At 36.7% G+C, this 17,839-nt stretch carries 16 protein-coding genes and 1 tRNA gene; 6 read left to right on the top strand and 11 right to left on the bottom strand.

Translation table 11 applies throughout. The annotated features are described in order from the left end of the window. Positions 1 to 38 precede the first annotated feature (38 nt). On the top strand, positions 39 to 1,289 hold the full coding sequence (locus tag H3T57_RS03070; RefSeq protein ID WP_198193149.1) for an adenosylmethionine--8-amino-7-oxononanoate transaminase: 1,251 nt from the start codon (positions 39 to 41) through the stop codon (positions 1,287 to 1,289). Here H3T57_RS03070 and H3T57_RS03065 read toward each other — a convergent pair. The 3 genes from H3T57_RS03065 to uvrC all read right to left on the bottom strand — a co-directional run bounded on the left by H3T57_RS03065 (position 1,286) and on the right by uvrC (position 4,541). Continuing rightward, the gene (locus tag H3T57_RS03065; protein ID WP_198193148.1) at positions 1,286 to 1,918 is read right to left on the bottom strand and encodes a hypothetical protein; all 633 of its coding nucleotides are present in this window, start codon (positions 1,916 to 1,918) and stop codon (positions 1,286 to 1,288) included. The two genes, H3T57_RS03070 and H3T57_RS03065, sit on opposite strands and share 4 nt — an antisense overlap. A gap of 87 nt (positions 1,919 to 2,005) precedes the next feature. After that, a complete protein-coding gene (gene pgsA, locus H3T57_RS03060; RefSeq protein ID WP_155565494.1) occupies positions 2,006 to 2,584 on the bottom strand; it encodes a CDP-diacylglycerol--glycerol-3-phosphate 3-phosphatidyltransferase in 579 nt (192 codons plus the stop codon). A 94-nt stretch (positions 2,585 to 2,678) separates the two neighbouring features. Next, complete coding sequence (gene uvrC / locus H3T57_RS03055; RefSeq protein ID WP_198193147.1) at positions 2,679 to 4,541, bottom strand: excinuclease ABC subunit UvrC; 1,863 nt, start codon at positions 4,539 to 4,541, stop codon at positions 2,679 to 2,681. A 448-nt stretch (positions 4,542 to 4,989) separates the two neighbouring features. Between uvrC and xth the strand changes: the two genes are divergently transcribed. Next, entirely contained in the window at positions 4,990 to 5,784 is a 795-nt protein-coding gene (gene xth, locus H3T57_RS03050) for an exodeoxyribonuclease III (protein WP_198193146.1), read from the top strand. A gap of 4 nt (positions 5,785 to 5,788) precedes the next feature. Here the strand turns inward: xth and H3T57_RS03045 are convergent, their stop codons facing one another. Further along, the gene (locus H3T57_RS03045; RefSeq protein ID WP_198193145.1) at positions 5,789 to 6,505 is read right to left on the bottom strand and encodes a response regulator transcription factor; all 717 of its coding nucleotides are present in this window, start codon (positions 6,503 to 6,505) and stop codon (positions 5,789 to 5,791) included. A gap of 204 nt (positions 6,506 to 6,709) precedes the next feature. Between H3T57_RS03045 and H3T57_RS03040 the strand changes: the two genes are divergently transcribed. After that, positions 6,710 to 7,954: a sodium:proton antiporter gene (locus H3T57_RS03040; protein WP_155565497.1), complete on the top strand. Its 1,245-nt coding sequence runs from the start codon at positions 6,710 to 6,712 to the stop codon at positions 7,952 to 7,954. Here the strand turns inward: H3T57_RS03040 and H3T57_RS03035 are convergent. From H3T57_RS03035 to H3T57_RS03020, 4 genes are all read right to left on the bottom strand, one after another. Beyond that, positions 7,951 to 9,246: an RsmB/NOP family class I SAM-dependent RNA methyltransferase gene (locus H3T57_RS03035; protein WP_198193144.1), complete on the bottom strand. Its 1,296-nt coding sequence runs from the start codon at positions 9,244 to 9,246 to the stop codon at positions 7,951 to 7,953. The genes H3T57_RS03040 and H3T57_RS03035 overlap by 4 nt on opposite strands. 38 nt (positions 9,247 to 9,284) lie before the next feature. Further along, positions 9,285 to 10,769 carry an IMP dehydrogenase gene (guaB, locus tag H3T57_RS03030; protein WP_198193143.1) on the bottom strand — a complete coding sequence of 495 codons (1,485 nt, stop codon included), beginning with the start codon at positions 10,767 to 10,769 and terminating at the stop codon, positions 9,285 to 9,287. Positions 10,770 to 10,948: 179 nt separating this feature from the next. Further along, positions 10,949 to 11,668, bottom strand: a complete 720-nt coding sequence (locus tag H3T57_RS03025; protein ID WP_155569277.1) for an RlmE family RNA methyltransferase — start codon at positions 11,666 to 11,668, stop codon at positions 10,949 to 10,951. Positions 11,669 to 11,704: 36 nt separating this feature from the next. Beyond that, a complete protein-coding gene (locus H3T57_RS03020; RefSeq protein WP_155569278.1) occupies positions 11,705 to 12,703 on the bottom strand; it encodes a Ppx/GppA family phosphatase in 999 nt (332 codons plus the stop codon). A gap of 192 nt (positions 12,704 to 12,895) precedes the next feature. Here H3T57_RS03020 and H3T57_RS03015 point away from each other — a divergent pair. Continuing rightward, positions 12,896 to 12,969: transfer RNA gene (locus H3T57_RS03015), tRNA-Gln, on the top strand. 35 nt (positions 12,970 to 13,004) lie between these two features. After that, the gene (locus H3T57_RS03010) at positions 13,005 to 13,706 is read left to right on the top strand and encodes an NUDIX hydrolase (protein WP_155569279.1); all 702 of its coding nucleotides are present in this window, start codon (positions 13,005 to 13,007) and stop codon (positions 13,704 to 13,706) included. Here H3T57_RS03010 and H3T57_RS03005 read toward each other — a convergent pair whose 3' ends face one another. From H3T57_RS03005 to H3T57_RS02995, 3 genes are all read right to left on the bottom strand, one after another. Further along, the gene (locus H3T57_RS03005) at positions 13,707 to 15,254 is read right to left on the bottom strand and encodes a peptide chain release factor 3 (protein ID WP_155569280.1); all 1,548 of its coding nucleotides are present in this window, start codon (positions 15,252 to 15,254) and stop codon (positions 13,707 to 13,709) included. A gap of 91 nt (positions 15,255 to 15,345) precedes the next feature. After that, complete coding sequence (gene rpsD / locus H3T57_RS03000; protein ID WP_110438048.1) at positions 15,346 to 15,963, bottom strand: 30S ribosomal protein S4; 618 nt, start codon at positions 15,961 to 15,963, stop codon at positions 15,346 to 15,348. 244 nt (positions 15,964 to 16,207) lie between these two features. Then, positions 16,208 to 17,134: an SEL1-like repeat protein gene (locus tag H3T57_RS02995; RefSeq protein ID WP_198193142.1), complete on the bottom strand. Its 927-nt coding sequence runs from the start codon at positions 17,132 to 17,134 to the stop codon at positions 16,208 to 16,210. Between the two features lie 172 nt (positions 17,135 to 17,306). On the opposite strand from H3T57_RS02995, the gene H3T57_RS02990 reads away from it, so the two are divergent. Beyond that, positions 17,307 to 17,837 (top strand): HdeD family acid-resistance protein, encoded by a 531-nt coding sequence (locus H3T57_RS02990; RefSeq protein ID WP_110438050.1) that lies wholly within the window; start codon positions 17,307 to 17,309, stop codon positions 17,835 to 17,837. Positions 17,838 to 17,839 lie beyond the last annotated feature (2 nt).

Here is a 17,839-nt window from a genome sequence, read left to right as displayed (position 1 = left end):
TATGCAAACTCTATCTTAACAATTATAGGCAAAATCCCATGTTCCATTCAACTTTAAAAAATATATGGTTACCCTATACGCAAATGAATAATTGTAATGCCCCAATTGTTGCAAAAGCCACGCATGGAAGTACAATTATCCTAAATGATGGAGCTAAATTGATTGATGGTATTGCTTCATGGTGGACAGCCTGTCATGGGTATAATCACCCACATATTATCAAAACGGTAAAAAAACAACTTGAACTAATGCCTCATATTATGTTTGGTGGCATTATTCATCAACCTGCAATTGATTTGGCAAAACATCTGGCAAACCTGTTGCCTGGAGATTTAAACAAAGTTTTTTTTTCTGAATCAGGCTCCGTATCTGTGGAAGTGGCACTAAAAATTGCAGCCCAATTCTGGTTAAACCAAAATAACAATATCAAAAACAAAATCATTTCTTTTCATGGTGGATATCATGGTGATACCATGGCGACAATGGCGGTTTGTGATCCTGAAGAAGGAATGCATAATTTATTCAAGAATATTATTCCCCACCAATACAACATTCCTTTGCCTGATACCTTGGAAAAACAAAAGGATTTCATTCAGTTTCTAGAAAAGCATCACCAAACCATTGCTGCAATCTTAATTGAACCTTTGATACAGGGAGCTGGAGGCATGTTATTTCATTCTCCAGAAGTTTTAAGATTTTTGCGAAAACAAGCTGATCATTTTGAAATTTTATTGATATTTGACGAAATTTTTACTGGGTTTGGCAGAACGGGAAGTTTTTTTGCCTGTGAACAGGCAGATGTCATTCCGGATATTATTACACTTTCAAAAGCATTAAGTGGAGGCACGATGGCATTGGCTGCAACCATTGCGAAAGAATATATATTTGACGGGTTTTTATCTGATAGTGATCAACATGCCCTGATGCATGGACCAACATTTATGGCCAATCCCCTGGCCTGTTCCGCTGCCAATGCATCCTTGGAAGTTTTTGATCAATACAATTGGAAGAATGCCGTCAGTTCCATTGAAAGACAAATGAAAAAAGAATTAACACAATGTAAAAATTTAAAAAATGTCAAGGATGTTAGGGTAAAAGGGGCCGTTGCCGTTGTTGAGTTATACAATATTTCAAACTTAAACCGTCTAAAGACAAAATTTATCCAACAAAATGTATGGATACGTCCCTTCAGAAATATCGTTTATCTTACACCCTCTTTCACCATAACACCTGAAGAATTATCCTTGTTAACTAATTCAATATATGATGTGATCAAACATGAATATTAATTTTCACCATCATTTTTTGATGATTTATTTTTACCTTTTTTACTTTCATTTTTAAATGTCGGCAATTGGCTATCCGGGATAATCTTTACAACACCCCTGGAATTGATAATGGTACTGGTTCCATCCCCATTCGGAACGATTACTGGAGCGTCCTTACCTTTTTCAATATATTTCGCTCCCTGATCCTTAATTGAGTCAGGCAGCCTTCCATTGATGAAATCCGTCATTCCATTTTTGATCTGATATTGTTCCCCAACATTCAGATTACCATCTTCTGGAAAATCAACAGGAACAGATTGCTTATTGATTTGATCATGCGTTACGCTGTCTACATCACCACCTGCCGCTCTACTGTAATCTGATAGGGAGAAACTTTTATCATCACTCGCAACATCACTCAACGTAGGTAATGCAGGAGGACGAGAGGGCCAAATATTTTCACTTTGAGGTAACAAAGGGGTTGTAGCTATCGCCATATTGCCTTTTACCCTTTGCATATTTTCCGCATATCCTTCTGGAGCCTCGGGATTATTTCCTGGTAAAGAAACGGTATCATCAAAAAATTTATCTATCCCGGAACACCCACTTAATATCAAAAATGTGGTAATAAGTGCAGCATAATTCCGCATGATTGTTCTCCATCCGTTTTAAAAATTTGATGATACATAATTTAAAAAAATACATATCCAACAAGATAAAATTCAAATATAAGTTTTTTAAAAATCCGTTTTATTAATAAATCTGATACCCGTATGAATATAACCCCAACCCGTAATCATAGTTAAAATTGCCGCAATCCATAATAATATCGATCCAATAACATTAACCGGAAACCAGTTAATGTTCAATAATTCTGCACTGCTATCTCCAGCAAGTAAAAAACCAATAGCCACCATTTGAAAAGTTGTTTTCCATTTTGCCAGTTTTGTGACAGGTAGGCTGATCTCGAAAGAGGAAAGATATTCTCTTAATCCGCTGACCAGTATTTCTCTTGCCAAGATAATCATTGCAGGAATCAGTCCACCGTATGGAAGACGATCGTAACCAGCCATAACAATCAATATGATACCTACCAGTAATTTATCCGCAATGGGATCAAACATTTTTCCAAAGTCGGAAAGCTGTTGCCATGCACGGGCAAGCTTACCGTCTAAATAATCCGTAATACCAGCGATAATAAATAGTATACAAGCCAATAAATCTGTTACCGGCTTATGAACCATTACAAGAACAGCCACCAATGGTATTATAATTATACGAGACAAGGTAAGACAATTAGGTAAATTATAAAACATTTCTATTTAGGATCACGGCTGAACATTTATCAAAATAGTTATTTAACATTTTATAAAAAAAATGGAATAAAAAATATATATTTTCTTATATTTGTTACTTATATACACCAGGTCTAAAATAATCATATATTGATTCAGCCAATATTCTATTAATACCTGGAATATTTTCTAAATCCGAAACACTGGCCTCTTTAACGGCGCTGGCAGAACCAAAATGGTTTAGTAGATTACGTTTTCTCTTATTACCTATACCCGGAATTGAATCCAGTTCGGATTTTTCTATGCTTTTTAATCTTCCCACTCTATGAGTAGTAATGGCAAATCGATGCGCCTCATCTCTTAATCGTTGCAGATAATACAGAACAGGATCTCTTTCGGACAATTGAAAAGGATTTTGATCACGTGTAAAAAACCACTCTCTCCCTGCATTCCGATCCGGTCCTTTGGCAATACTGACCAAGGCTACATTTTCAATCCCGAGCTCTTTCAAAATTGTATCAACAGCCGAAAACTGTCCCGCACCACCATCTATTAACAGTAAATCAGGGAAATTCTGCCAATCAGCAATTTTACCCTTGTTAAAACGTCTGAATAAAACTTCACGCATCATACCAAAGTCATCTCCAGGGGTGATATCAGATTTAATTGAAAATTTACGATAACCAGACTTAATAAAACCTTCAGGTCCAGCCACAACCATTGCCCCATATGCATTGGTACCCATTATGTGACTATTATCGTAAATCTCAATTCTTTTCGGAATATCAGACAGATGAAAAATATCACGAACCTGTTCTAATAATTTTGTTTGTGATGCAGTTTCAGCCAATTTTCGATCAAGCGCCATATGGGCATTATGTACCGCATGATCAACAACTGCCCTTTTCTCCCCTATTTTTGGTACATACAAGCTTACCCTTTTCGATGCCCTCATACTTAATGCCTTACTCATCAGCGCTTGGTCAGATAATTTAATATTCATGTATATTTGTGATGGCGGCGGCTTATTTTCATAGAATTGTCCCAAAAAGGCGTCCAAAATTTCTTCGGGGCTTTGATCCTCTGTTTGTATCGGGAATAAAGCACGATTGCCATTATTTCTTCCCCCTCTAATAAAAAACACCTGAATACAGGTTAGATAACCTTTTTGCGCAAATGCTATTATATCAGCGTTGTCAATTGTAGCAGGATTAATTACTCCATTTGTTTGAACATAGGTAAAGGCCCGAATACGATCACGTATCACCGCGGCACGTTCAAAATCCAATTGTTCTGACGCCTTCTCCATTTCGGTAGCCAATTGCTGCTGAATAATGTTTGTTTCTCCAGAAAGAAATGATTTTGCTTGATTTATGAGATCATCATAATCTGTTTTACTAACGCGATTATCACAAGGACCAGAACATCGTTTGATCTGATAAAGCAAACATGGTCGCTTTCTGGAATTGAAAATACTGTCTTCACAACTTCTTAACAGAAATATTTTCTGTAAAAGTTCAAGAGTCTGATTGACTGCCCCAACAGAAGCAAACGGCCCCCAATAATAATTTTTCTTGGATATTTTTCCCCGATGTTTATCAATTCTAGGCCATTTTTCTTTTGTTATAACTAACCAAGGGTATGATTTATCATCCCTCAACAAAATATTATATCGTGGTTTAAGACTTTTAATCAGATTGGCTTCAAGTAGTAGAGCCTCAGCTTCCGTATAGGTGGTTATAATTTCCATGGAAGTCGTTTGCAAAATCATTTTACGTATACGCTCGGTCAATTGTGTCAAGCGTGTATAGGAGGATACGCGTTTTTTTAAATTTTTTGCTTTACCAACATATAAAACTCCCCCTTTTTCATTAAGCATACGATAAACCCCTGCCGTTTCGGGCATTGTTTTTAAAGCATGCTTAATTGCTTTTGTTCCCTTATACGAATCCAAAGGTTTGTAATCATGAAGTTTCATTGCATTTTTTTACCATCATCACAAATAAGTTCTGTTATCCTTTTATTTTCTAAGACTTATCTTACTTCTCCACTGATCTTGTGGATAACTCTATGGATGAATATCTAATATATGGATGTAAAAGGCAGTTTATCAAGCCCTTATATGTTTTGCCTAATTTTTAAGCAATTAATATAACTCATTGATTTTTAATCATTTTTATTGTTACATGGAATTATTCAATATTTTTAACTAATTTATCACAAACCCTAAAATCACTGTCAAGTCCAATAGTGGACAAAATGAAAATTTTAATTTCAATAATGTAATTATCCACAATTTTCAATATTAAGATTTATTTATTTTTTACTGGACATTTTCTGATTAAATTCCTAAATTGACCTTCTTCTCTTAATTTGAATTTATTTTAAATTATAATCAATTTCCCATTTTAAATTGAAATTTCTATATGCGTATTATTAGTTGGAACATTAATTCATTAAGGTTACGCTTGCCCTTGTTAAAACAACTGATAGAATTAGCAAATCCCGATATTTTATGCCTTCAGGAAACAAAAGTCCCTGATCCTCTTTTTCCCCAATCTGAAATAGAATTGCTCGGTTTTCACAATTGTCTTTTTAAAGGAATGAAAAGTTATAACGGCGTTTGTATTTTATCAAAACATCCATTAGGATATCATATTTCCAATACCAGACAATGGTGCGGTAAAAGTGACTGCAGACATATTTCAGTTCAATTCAATTATAAAAATAAAAAAATAAACCTTCATAATTTCTATATTCCTGCAGGTGGGGATGAACCTGATCCAACTATAAATCCCAAATTCAAACATAAATTAGATTTCCTGACAGAAACAAAAGAATGGTTTTCTCAAAATAAGGAGACCAGTTCAATTCTTGTAGGAGATTTTAATATTGCACCCTTGGAAAATGATGTATGGAACCACAAACAATTATTGAAAATTGTCAGTCATACACCCATTGAAACTGAAAAACTCAATCAATGGTTACATACGGGTTATATTGATGCAATGCGTGAAATAATTCCTCCCCACGAAAAACTATATACCTGGTGGTCTTATAGAAACCGTAACTGGGAAAAGTCAAACCGGGGAAGAAGATTGGATCATTTATGGATTTCTCCAGATCTACGATCACACCTAAAAACAATTCAGGTTTTTAAAGAGGCTAGAAACTGGGACAAACCTTCTGATCATGTCCCAATCATGCTTGAATTAAAATAAATAACTATTCTTCTTTTTTATCAGAAATTGAACTCAGTCGATATCCACCAGCCTCAGTTATCAGAAGGGTTACATTCGAAGGATCAGGCTCGATTTTTTGGCGTAGACGATAAATATGGGTCTCAAGTGTATGGGTTGTCACCGCTGAATTATATCCCCAAACCTCATTCAACAAAACTTGTCTTGGTACTGGTCTTGATCCTGACCGATATAAAAATTTGAGTATGGCAGCCTCTTTTTCAGTTAAACGGATCCGACGATTTGAATCCTGTTCCTGCAACGACTTTGCAGACGGACGGAAAATATAATTGCCAATTGTGAAAACAGCATCCTCACTACTAGCAAAAATACGCATCTGTGCCCTTAATCTTGCCAGTAACTCGGCAATGCGAAATGGTTTTGATACATAATCATTACCGCCTGCATCAAGCCCCCTTACAACATCCTCTTCATTATCTGAACCCGTCAGCATGATAATGGGCGTTCTGCAACCTTCCTTACGTAAATAGGCACATAGATCACATCCATCGCCATCTGGAAGCATTACATCCAATATGATTGCATCATAATGCCTATCAGAATCCAGAATTTTGTTTTTAGCCTCTTTTACCGTTAAGGCACTTGAAACCTCAAATTCCTGATTTTCTTGCAATTGTTCGGTTAGCGTTTCAATTAACTTTGGATCATCATCAACCACTAAAACAGGATGAATGCCTGTCATTGAATTTACCCTTCTTTTAAAACCATATCCCTATTACATATAAGGATGAAGTTAGAGATTAGTATCTTTATACTCAAAATTACGTTAATTTTTAATAATTTTTAACTAAAAATTACAAAAATTTTCAATTTTATAGCTCAAAAATAATTTACTTAAACTCAAATTACCCTAAAATTATATCTATGATAATAAAGGGAAATTAACATGAGTATACTGACCCTTATTTCTTTATTGTTTCTTCTTACCGCAATTTGCGGGGCAATTAATCTGAAATATCTCAAACTTCCCATGACCATAGGGATCATGATTGCCGCATTCATATTTTCAATAATCCTGTTTATCTCGGATTATTTCCTTTCATTTGTTTCCGGATATTCATTTGCACAGAAAATTATCTCACAAATCAATTTTCCCACTTTGCTTCTCAATGGTGCTCTAGCATTTCTGCTTTTTGCAGGAAGTTTGCAAATTTCATTACATGAGTTGTGGAAAGCTCGCTATAATATTGCTTCCTTGACAATTATTGGCACTTTATTATCGATATTATTTCTCGGTCTTGTTTTTTGGGTTCTGTTTTATCTATTTTCTATTCCCATTTCTTTACTCTGGTGTCTCACCCTAGGCGCTATTATAGCCCCGACAGATCCGGTTTCAGTTATCAGTATGTTCGGCAGACTAGGCCTTTCCAAACGGTTACAAGCAATTTTTGCTGGAGAAAGTCTTTTCAATGATGGTATAGCTTTAATTGCTTTTACAACATTTTTATCCGTAATCATTCATCAAAAGACCCCATCCACAACCAGTCTATTCTTGATTAGCATAAAAGAGATTGTTGGCAGTGGTCTTCTGGGTATTATAACCGCCACCATTGTTATTTTTATAATCAGACGATTGTCCCACAACGAAATTACCATATTATTTTCACTGGCTTTGGCGGCAGGTACCTTTTCTATCGCAAGTGATCTTAACATGTCAGGTCCCATTGCAGTTGTGGCAAGCGGTTTATTGATCGGTAACCATCTTCAAAAACAGCCTGCGGAAAAAAGTGATTCGGTTATTTACTGCTGGCATGTAATTGATGAAATCCTCAACACCATGCTATTTTTGATAATTGGGTTGCAGATTGTCATCATCCCTTTCAGTTATCATATTCTGGTTATCACATTCCTGGCTTTTCCATTTCTGGCAATTACACGTTTCATAGCCCTCAGTCTAAGTGGTTTTGTATTATTATATCAGGATTCAAACCCGAAGGGTTTAATTTCCATTCTAACATGGGGAGGACTAAGAGGAGGCATTTCCCTGGCAATAGCCTTATCTCTCCCCAATATATTTCCAAAAAATGAAATCCTGCTCATCTGTTATGGGTGCGTAGTGTTAACCGTTTTAATTCAGGGATTAACCATGGAATATGTTGTTAATTATTTTTACAGGAAAGAAATAAATTAATTCTTCACCATAACCGTGCAAAAGAAACCATCCGTTTGATTTTGCGCTGGTGTTAATTGAAAACTTGTTTTCTTCATGAATTCTTCGGGTAACAATTCTGGAATCGTATCAGGCTCTACGAGTGAAAAATTGTTATTTCTTTCCAGAAAATTATTGATTTGATCTTGATTTTCCTGACGTAATATTGAACAGGTTGCATATATCAACCTTCCACCTTTTTTTACCATTCTGGCTGCAGAATCAAGAATGTGGGCCTGTTTTTCAACAAGTTCCAATAAATCATTTTCCTTAAACCTTAAACGCGCATCAGGATTACGTCTCCAAGTTCCGGTACTGCTACAAGGTGCATCAACCAAAACACGATCGAAACTTTCAACACGCCTTTTTAACCATTTTGCATCTTCAGCAAAAATATGGGTTTCACAATTAAAAACACCTGCCCTTCGCAAACGACTTTGAGCGGCATTTAACCGAGCGGGAAAGATATCTGATGCAATAATATGCCCCTTATTTTCCATCATCATCGCCATAGCCAACGTTTTACCTCCGGCTCCCGCGCAATAATCCAGGACACGCATTGACGATTTAACACCGGTCATGAGTGCAATTAATTGGCTACCTTCGTCTTGAATTTCAACCAGACCATTTTTGAAAGCATTTGTGGATGTTATGGATTGTCTTCCTTGCGCTCTCAATCCCCATGGAGAAATATTCATTAATTCTGTTTGTATATTTTCAGATACTAGAATCTCCCTAGCCTTATATCGATCTTCCACTTTTAGAAAATTGACGCGCAAATCAAGAGTAGCTGGTTCCAACAACATTGAAAGTTCTTTTTCTGTCTGATCCCCGTATTGGCCATTTATGATAGGATATACCCAATCTGGAACTTCATAAATTACCGCTTTGGACATTTCATCGGAAACAAACGGTTTGTTTACCAAAGATTGCAAATATAAAATTTCGTTACTATTCAACAATAATGGCGCATATTTTTCACCCGAATAAAAATTATGCACTTTAGGTATAGAATTTCCTGACAAAACCAAATAAGCTGCGACCATCATACGAGGATTGATCGGACTACCTATTCTTTTCAGCCACCATTCCAACTTTCGGTAACAACGTAAAATTTCCCAAACTTTGCCTGAAACAAAACGACGATCCCCTCCTCCAATATAACGGCGCCGCCTGAAAAACCGATTGGCTGTTGAATCTGCCGGAATATATTTTTCTTTCTGAATAGCTAAAAGCAGTTCAATCACTGCCGAAATTTGTGCTGAAGGGGTCATACGTCTTTACTTAAATATCTGATAGACAAATTTATTATTTAATTATGATGATAGTTAGGCGCTTCACGCGTAATTACAACATCATGAACATGGCTTTCCCTCAATCCCGCTCCCGTAATTTTACGGAACTGAACATTTTTTTTCATTTCTTCAATCGTCGCATTGCCAGTATATCCCATACCTGCTTTCAAGCCGCCAACCATCTGATGTATCACTCCTTCTGCCGCCCCTTTGTATGGTACCTGCCCTTCAATGCCTTCAGGAACAAGCTTATGGCTTTCCTTGATATCCTGTTGAAAATAACGGTCAGCAGATCCACGAGCCATGGCACCAAGACTTCCCATTCCGCGGTATGATTTATAGGAACGTCCCTGATATAGAAATACTTCACCAGGAGCTTCATCAGTACCTGCCAGTAAAGATCCAATCATGACAACATCTGCACCCGCACCGATAGCTTTAACAATATCGCCAGACGTGCGAATTCCACCATCTGCTATTAAAGGAATATTGGCAGCATGACAAATTTCAGACACTTCTATTACTGCCGAAAATTGGGGAACTCCTACCCCTGCAACAACACGGGTTGTACAGATTGAACCTGGACCAATTCCAACTTTTACTGCATCAGCGCCAACATCAATCAATGCTTGAGCACCTTCTGGTGTCGCAATATTTCCCGCAATAATTTGAACGTCAGCATAATTTTTCTTGAGGCGCCCTATCGAGTCCAAAACACCCTGGGAATGTCCATGTGCCGTATCTACGACCAAAACATCAACACCAGCCTCTATAAGCGTGACAGCCCGTTTATATCCGTCCTCACCAACACCTGTGGCAGCAGCACAACGTAAACGACCATATTGATCCTTGTTGGCCAAAGGATAAACGACTGATTTTTCCATATCCTTGACAGTCATTATTCCGACACAACAATCATTTTTATCAACGACAAGCAATTTTTCGATACGATTTTGATGAAGCAGTTTTTTAGCTTCATCGGGACTCACACCCTCTTTGACTGTAACCAGGTTATCTTTTGTCATTAACTCCGCAACGGGTTGTTTTGCATTTGTTGCAAACCGGACATCACGATGCGTGACAATACCAACAAGCCGATTCGTATTTTTTTCAATAACAGGGAGTCCACTTATGTTATGGCGTTTCATTGTTGCAATGACTTCTTCTAAAGTCTGTTCAGGATGAACAGTTACCGGATCAACCACCATTCCCGATTCAAAGCGTTTTACCTGCTTGACCTGATTGGCCTGTTCCTGAATGGATAGATTTTTATGAATAACCCCTATTCCTCCATTTTGTGCCATAGCAATGGCCATTGCACATTCTGTTACTGTATCCATGGCTGATGAAATCAAGGGTATATTTAAACGGATAGATCGGGTCAAATTGGACCGAACATCAGCCTGATTAGGCAATACATTAGATTTTGCTGGAATAATCAAAACATCATCAAAAGCAAGGGCTTCTCGAATATGTTTTTGGGAAATAGAAGAATGTGCCATTATGGTACCCTTTATTAAAAATTAGAAAATTAAAGATAAAAAGGGATAACCGAAAAAAAATCGGGTTCCAATTATTGGCAATTCTTCATACCTAAAAAATTGTGATTAGACAAGCCAAAAATCAATTTTGTGTCAAATAGTGACAAAATCAAATTATCCTTGAAATTTTATCAACACATTCACGATTTATCTTCAGAATTATTCCCTTTAAACCCTGTAGCAATCACATATAACTCTCTGGATTCCTTACGACTTGCTGGAGGTTTTGCATGTTTTACAATTTTGAAGGATCGCTTGAGTTTATTTAACATCAATTTTTCACTTCCCCCCTGGAAAACTTTGGCAATGAAAACTCCATTCAAATTTAAAATTTTTATTGCAAAGTCCAAAGCCTGTTCTGTCAAATTAATTATTCTTATATGATCCGTTGCTGCATGTCCTGTCGTGTTCGGTGCCATATCAGACATGACCAGATCCGCCTTACCCTCTAATTTATCCAGTAAAACTTCAAGATTATGGGGCTCTGTAAAATCACCCTGAAAAATATCAGCTCCCATGACTGGTTCAACTTGCAACAAATCAATACCTACAACTTTGGATGCCTTGTGATATACCGCAACCTGAGACCATCCTCCTGGTGCTGCACCCAGATCAACAACCTTTATCCCCTTTTTTAAAAAATGAAATTTATCATTTAACTCTATCAGCTTATAAGCGGCACGGGACCGCCAGCCATACTGTTGTGCAGCTTTTACATAAGGATCATTCAACTGACGCGTCAACCATCTTTGTTGAGATGTTGAACGACCTTTTGTTTTTTTTAAGGTAACCGTCAATCCAGTATCAAAACGCGATTTCTTTTTTTTGCGCGAATTCGAATTCGCATTATCTTTATTCATAATTTTTACTTTAATTATACTGATTAATTAAATTTATTACTGGTTTAACAAATAATGATGATTTTTATAATAGTTTCTTAACTTATTTGTCGTCATTTTGGCAATTATTCCATCCCGAATACCCCGATCGGCAACGACAATGTCATTGGCGGGCCACAAGGTATGTATGGCATCAAATATTGCGCATCCAGGTAAAAGATAATGAATTCTTTTTTTATATCGGTCGGAAAGAATTTCAGTCTCTTTGAATTTCTGATCTAGCAAAGTCCTGATTATTTCCTTAAGTTGGGCTGTTTGCAAAGACAAACCATCAATCGCCGCACGATTATACTTGTTTTGATTTAACAAAATGCTTGCAAGGGTGGTTATAGTTCCACTTACCCCTATGAATTGAACCTGATTTCTTACAATCTCTGCCTGAATACGGTGAATGGCCTCGAATTCCATGACCTTGGATAAAACAAAATCAAACATTTGATAGTAATTCTGCAAAGTGGCAATATTGAATTGCTCCCTTAACGTAAGAATGCCAACAGGTATACTGAAACATCCAATCAAAATATATTTTCGTCGCGCAAAATCAATTTTAACCCATGCAATTTCAGTGGAACCACCTCCAATATCAAATAATAGTGCCTTGGTCTTATTACGTTTCAACACATTGTCATATAAAAATGAATTGCAGCCGGCCAAAGCCAGCTCAACCTCTTCCCGTGGTGAAATAACCTTAATGTTCAGTCCTGTTTCATATAAAACCTGACTAAGAAAATGATCAGCATTTGAGGCGCGTCGACAAGCTTCGGTAGCGACAGCATAAAAGGCGGAAAATCTTTTACCTTCAATTTTGGATGCACAATGTCGGAGGGCGATCATTGTACGTTCCATGGCAGCTTGACTCAACTGACCTGTTTCATACAATCCCTCACCCAATCGAACTACTCGATTATAATGGTCAACAATTCTCAACCTGCCACGATCAGATGACACGATCAGCAGACGACAATTATTTGTGCCTAAATCCAATGCCGCAAACATATTTACGCCCTAATAACTTTATCCAGTCAAAGTTAATTCCTTATTTTTTGTATAGCTCCTTAATATTAACACAATTTATTATTAATTTGGATTTTTTTATTAAAATAACTAAAAATTTTTGTAATTAATTTATTTTACCATACCCTTGTTTTATAATTTTTTACATGATATAAGCATCCACATTAAATATATTGGGAGATAGTTTAGCGGTAGAACTACCGGCTCTGACCCGGTCAGCCCTGGTTCGAATCCAGGTCTCCCAGCCAAAAATGTTTCCGTTATGACATTCAAAGATAATAAAATGGAATGGAAAACATTTGCTTTATACCCAGAATGTTCCGTAAAACTTATAGATTATAAAACTGAATTATCTATAAATCTTGAAAAACGGATTGAAAATTTATGGGTTGTCAAAAAAAGATTATACCCAAAATTGTTTAATGGACGTGTATTTACCGCTACTTTGATATTACCCCATCAAATAACGGGATATTGGACAGAATATAGATATGTTTCGGCCCAAATGGAAAATAAGGAGTTCAATGAATTTCTTTGTCTTAAACCTTTGGCTGTAACAGGTTTAATTTTTTGCGATGATGGTTTTATTCTTGGAAAAAGAAACAGTAACAGCGTTTATCTACCCAATTACTGGCAATGTGCCCCTGCGGGTAGCGTGGAATCACGTCATGAAGAAAAAACTGTAAATTTGCATGAACAATTATTTGTGGAGGCAAGAGAAGAACTTGGATTAAAAAAAGATTTTTTTTCAAATAGCCGCATTCTTATTGCAACTCAACATCCCGAAAAAGGAATAATCGATATCGGAATAATGTTGAACACACACTTGAATTTTCAACAAATATATAATTATTGGCAAAAAAAAGGCAACTCAGAATATGATGAACTTATATGCATATCCGATTTAACCCTTTTACCTAAACCAATTATTCCATCCACCAGATATTTAATCAAGGCCAGCTATAAAGATAATAATAGGATATGACTAGCTGTTTTTAACAATGCCGATCTGTTTGATATCATGAAATTTTAAGTCTTTTTGCATTTCAACAGTCCGTTGCATCATGAATTCAGAAGTGGCCAGAAATACTGGATCTCCGTCTATGTCATCAGCAATGGCACTTTTGTTGGAATTAATAAATTTCTCAATTTTGTTTTTTTCACCCTCAAACCAACGGACCTGTGTAAAAGATACAGTATCAAATCCTATTTCAACGCCGTACTCATGTTTCAAACGCGTCTGTAAGACATCAAGTTGCAATATTCCAACCACACCAACAATAGGCGAAGACCCGTCCTGTGGTTTAAAAAGCTGGACAACTCCCTCTTCTGCAAGCTCAATTAACGCCTGTTTTAATTTCTTGGCTTTCATTGCATCAGCAAGGCGAACCCGTCGCAATATTTCAGGGGCAAAATAGGGTACTCCTGTAAACTGAAGCTCCTCTCCTTCCGTCAAGGTATCTCCAATACGTAATGTGCCATGATTGGGAATTCCAACAACATCTCCCGCAAAAGCCTCCTCTGCCAATTGTCTGTCTCGTGCAAAGAAAAACTGAGGGGTATGTAATGCAAAAGTTTTTCCTGTACGAGTATGTTTCAATTTCATACCTCGTTCTAAACGTCCAGAACAAATACGGGCAAAGGCGATACGATCCCGATGATTTGGATCCATATTCGCTTGAATTTTAAATACAAGGGCAGTCATTGATGGTTCATTTGCCGCCACCAGACGTTGATCACTTTCCTGATTTCGTGGACTTGGGCCAAATTCAACCAATGCATCCAAAAGATCATGAACCCCCAATTCCTTAATCGCACTTCCAAAAAAAACCGGGGTTAAAAAACCTGCCTTAAAATCATCAATATTAAATTCCGGCAGAGCCGCCTTAACCAATTCCACTTCTTCTTTTAATGCTATAACACGATCATCTGTTTCTGGAATTCCCTCTTTTAGGCGCATGGTTTGTTTCCGAACATCATAAGCACCCAAAAATTTGGCAGCCCGTCCCACAGGCCATGTTAAAGGTGTTGTTTCAAGAGCCAGTGTAGAGGCCACTTCATCAAGCAATTCAAAAGGATCCTGAGATTCCCTGTCCATCTTGTTGATAAAGGTTACAATCGGTATATCGCGCAAACGACAAATTTCAAAAAGTTTCCGTGTTCTTGCCTCAATCCCTTTTGCCGCATCAATAACCATAACTGCGGCATCAACAGCCGTCAAAGTCCTGTATGTATCTTCAGAAAAATCTTCGTGGCCAGGCGTATCCAACAAGTTAAAAATGCAACCACCATATTCAAACGTCATAACAGAAGTTACAACTGAAATACCGCGATCCTTTTCAATATTCATCCAGTCCGAACGAGTTCGACGCTGTTCCCTTTTAGCACGGACATTTCCCGCCATCTGTATAGCCCCACCAGCATGCAATATACGTTCAGTCAAAGTCGTCTTACCCGCATCAGGATGGGAAATAATAGCAAAAGTGCGACGACGGGAAATTTCTTTATCCAGACTCTGAACTGTATCTAACATCAAGCAGACCTAAATTTATATTGAAAACAATAAACGCACAAAAGCCGAGCAAAAAAATTGCTCGGCATTTTTGTATAAAAATAAAATGTGATTAACGAGAATAAAACTCGACAACCAAATTGGGTTCCATAGTTACAGGATATGGAACATCATTTAATTTTGGCGTACGAACAAATGAACCCTTCATTTGACGATGATCAACCTCTAAATATTCAGGAATATCCCGTTCTTTACTTTGAACAGCATCCAGTACAATGGCAAGTTGTTTTGATCTTTCCCTAACTTCAACAACATCATTATCTTTTAATGAATATGATGGAATATTAACACGCTTGCCATTTACTAAAATATGTCCATGATTAATGAACTGACGTGCAGCAAATGGAGTGGATGCAAATTTTAACCGATAAACAACAGCATCCAAACGACGTTCCAACAAATTGATCAAGTTTTCAGAAGTATCACCTTTACGACGAGATGCTTCAGCGTAATAACGACGGAATTGCTTTTCACTGATATTTCCGTAATATCCCTTGAGTTTTTGTTTAGCCATTAACTGAACGCTAAAATCGGAAGGCTTTGCACGGCGGCGCTGACCGTGTTGACCAGGACCATATTCACGCTTGTTAACCGGTGATTTAGCACGTCCCCACAAATTAACCCCTAAACGACGGTTAATTTTATATTTGCTTTGTAAACGCTTACTCATACGTCTAAATATCTTTCTTTATATATGTTAAAACATCGCATTGAGGTAAAGCAATATTAGATTTTATTGTACCAGTAGTTCTTTAACTCGCATCAAAGACGGGTTTATATTTGATACAAAGTAACCTCATCACTTCTTTGGATAAAGATAAACCACTTTTCTGGCAGTAGAAGCCTATATATTCAAACTTTAATGAATTGTCAAATAATTAACAGTTTGAATAATATTAAAAAAAATTTAAAAATTAATTCGTATTCAACAACCTATATTTGTCGCAGCCTTTTTGAGATCTATTTAAACATGATTGTTTAAAATACTCTTTTGCCGCAACCTCATTTTGAGGAACCAACTTCCCCTCATGATATATTTCCCCAAGTCGCAATTGGGCATCCGTATTTTCTTGATCTGCAGCTTTATGATAATAGAAAAGAGCCGTCTGAAAATCTTGTAATACACCGTGACCCGCTTCATACATTGTTCCCAACTTGTATAAGGCGCCCTCATATCCCTGATCAGCTGACTTCTGATACAATTCTTTCGCCTTGAAATAATCTAAATCTGTGCCTTTACCTGTATCATATAATGATCCCAGGATATACTGGGCAAAACTATTTCCTTGTTCTGCAGATTTACGGGTCCATTGAAAGGCTTTGAAAAAATCTTGTTTACATCCCTTACCTTCTAAATACATAATTCCAAGAGCGGATTGAGCCATTAGATTCCCTTGCAAAGCAGCCTTATGAAAATAATCAAACGCTTTGTCATAATTCTGCTCAATCCCTTCACCATTCTGATACAAATTACCTAAATAAAACTGAGCTTCAGCATTCCCCTGTCCTGCGGAATAGTTAAACCATTCAATCGCTTTATTATAATCTTGCGGCACAATAACACCCAAGGCATAAAATCGACCTAAAACAAATTGTGCTGGCGCAAATCCTCCGCTGGCAGATTGTGTAAAAAATATAAGGGCTAATCTCTCATTTTTCTGAACCCCTTTACCTGTTAAATAATTTACACCTAATCTGTAACAATATTCAGCAGAGGGTAGATAGAGAATTTTTTCAAATTGACCGAACCAGTATGATAAATGGCTTTCATATGCATGGGAACGAACAGGATATGTGCATATAAAAAAAGTAGCGACAAGAATAACAATAATGTTTTTCATTATGAACCTTAATGATTTATAAAATGAAATAAAAAAATATCGTTAACTATCTGTTCATACCAAATTATGACTGATTTTATTAATAAATAAATAGATTAATTTCATAAAAAAAATTAAACTAACTACAATTAACCGCTTTACAAAATTATAAAATATTTTTTCGGAGATCATAATGGATCAATTAATAGCCCAAAAATGGAAATGGTTCGTAGGATTGGGAATATTGTGTTTGATTACCGGCATTCTGTGCCTAATTGACACGGTTTTTGTAACAATTGCAATGGTTATAATTATTGGAATTTTATTAATTATTACAGGTTTGGCCCAACTCATTCACGCCTGTTATCTTAAAGATTGGAGCAGTTTTCTCTGGTCAGCCCTATGCGGTATCATTTATCTTATTGGCGGTATATTATTGATTCGTGAACCTGTTAATGGTTCGGTTATAATTACCATTTTTCTTGGTATTTGTTTTTGTTTTGGTGGAATCATGCGTCTTATGATTGCTTTTAACAATAAAAATACCAAAGGATGGGGGTTGTTGGTATTCAGTGGTATTCTTGGCTTGATTTTAGGGTTTATTCTTTTTGTCAATCCTATAAACGGCCTGTGGTTTATCGGATTCATGGTTGGTTTTGACCTTATCTTCAATGGAACTGCATGGTTGCAACTTGGCTTTACGCTCAAATCCCAAATCAAATAATT

The sequence above is a fragment of the Commensalibacter sp. W6292M3 genome (genome assembly GCF_016101315.1).
GTDB lineage: Bacteria > Pseudomonadota > Alphaproteobacteria > Acetobacterales > Acetobacteraceae > Commensalibacter > Commensalibacter melissae.
The sequence above is the reverse complement of the archived record's forward strand: the minus strand, read 5'-3'. Positions and strand labels throughout refer to the sequence as shown.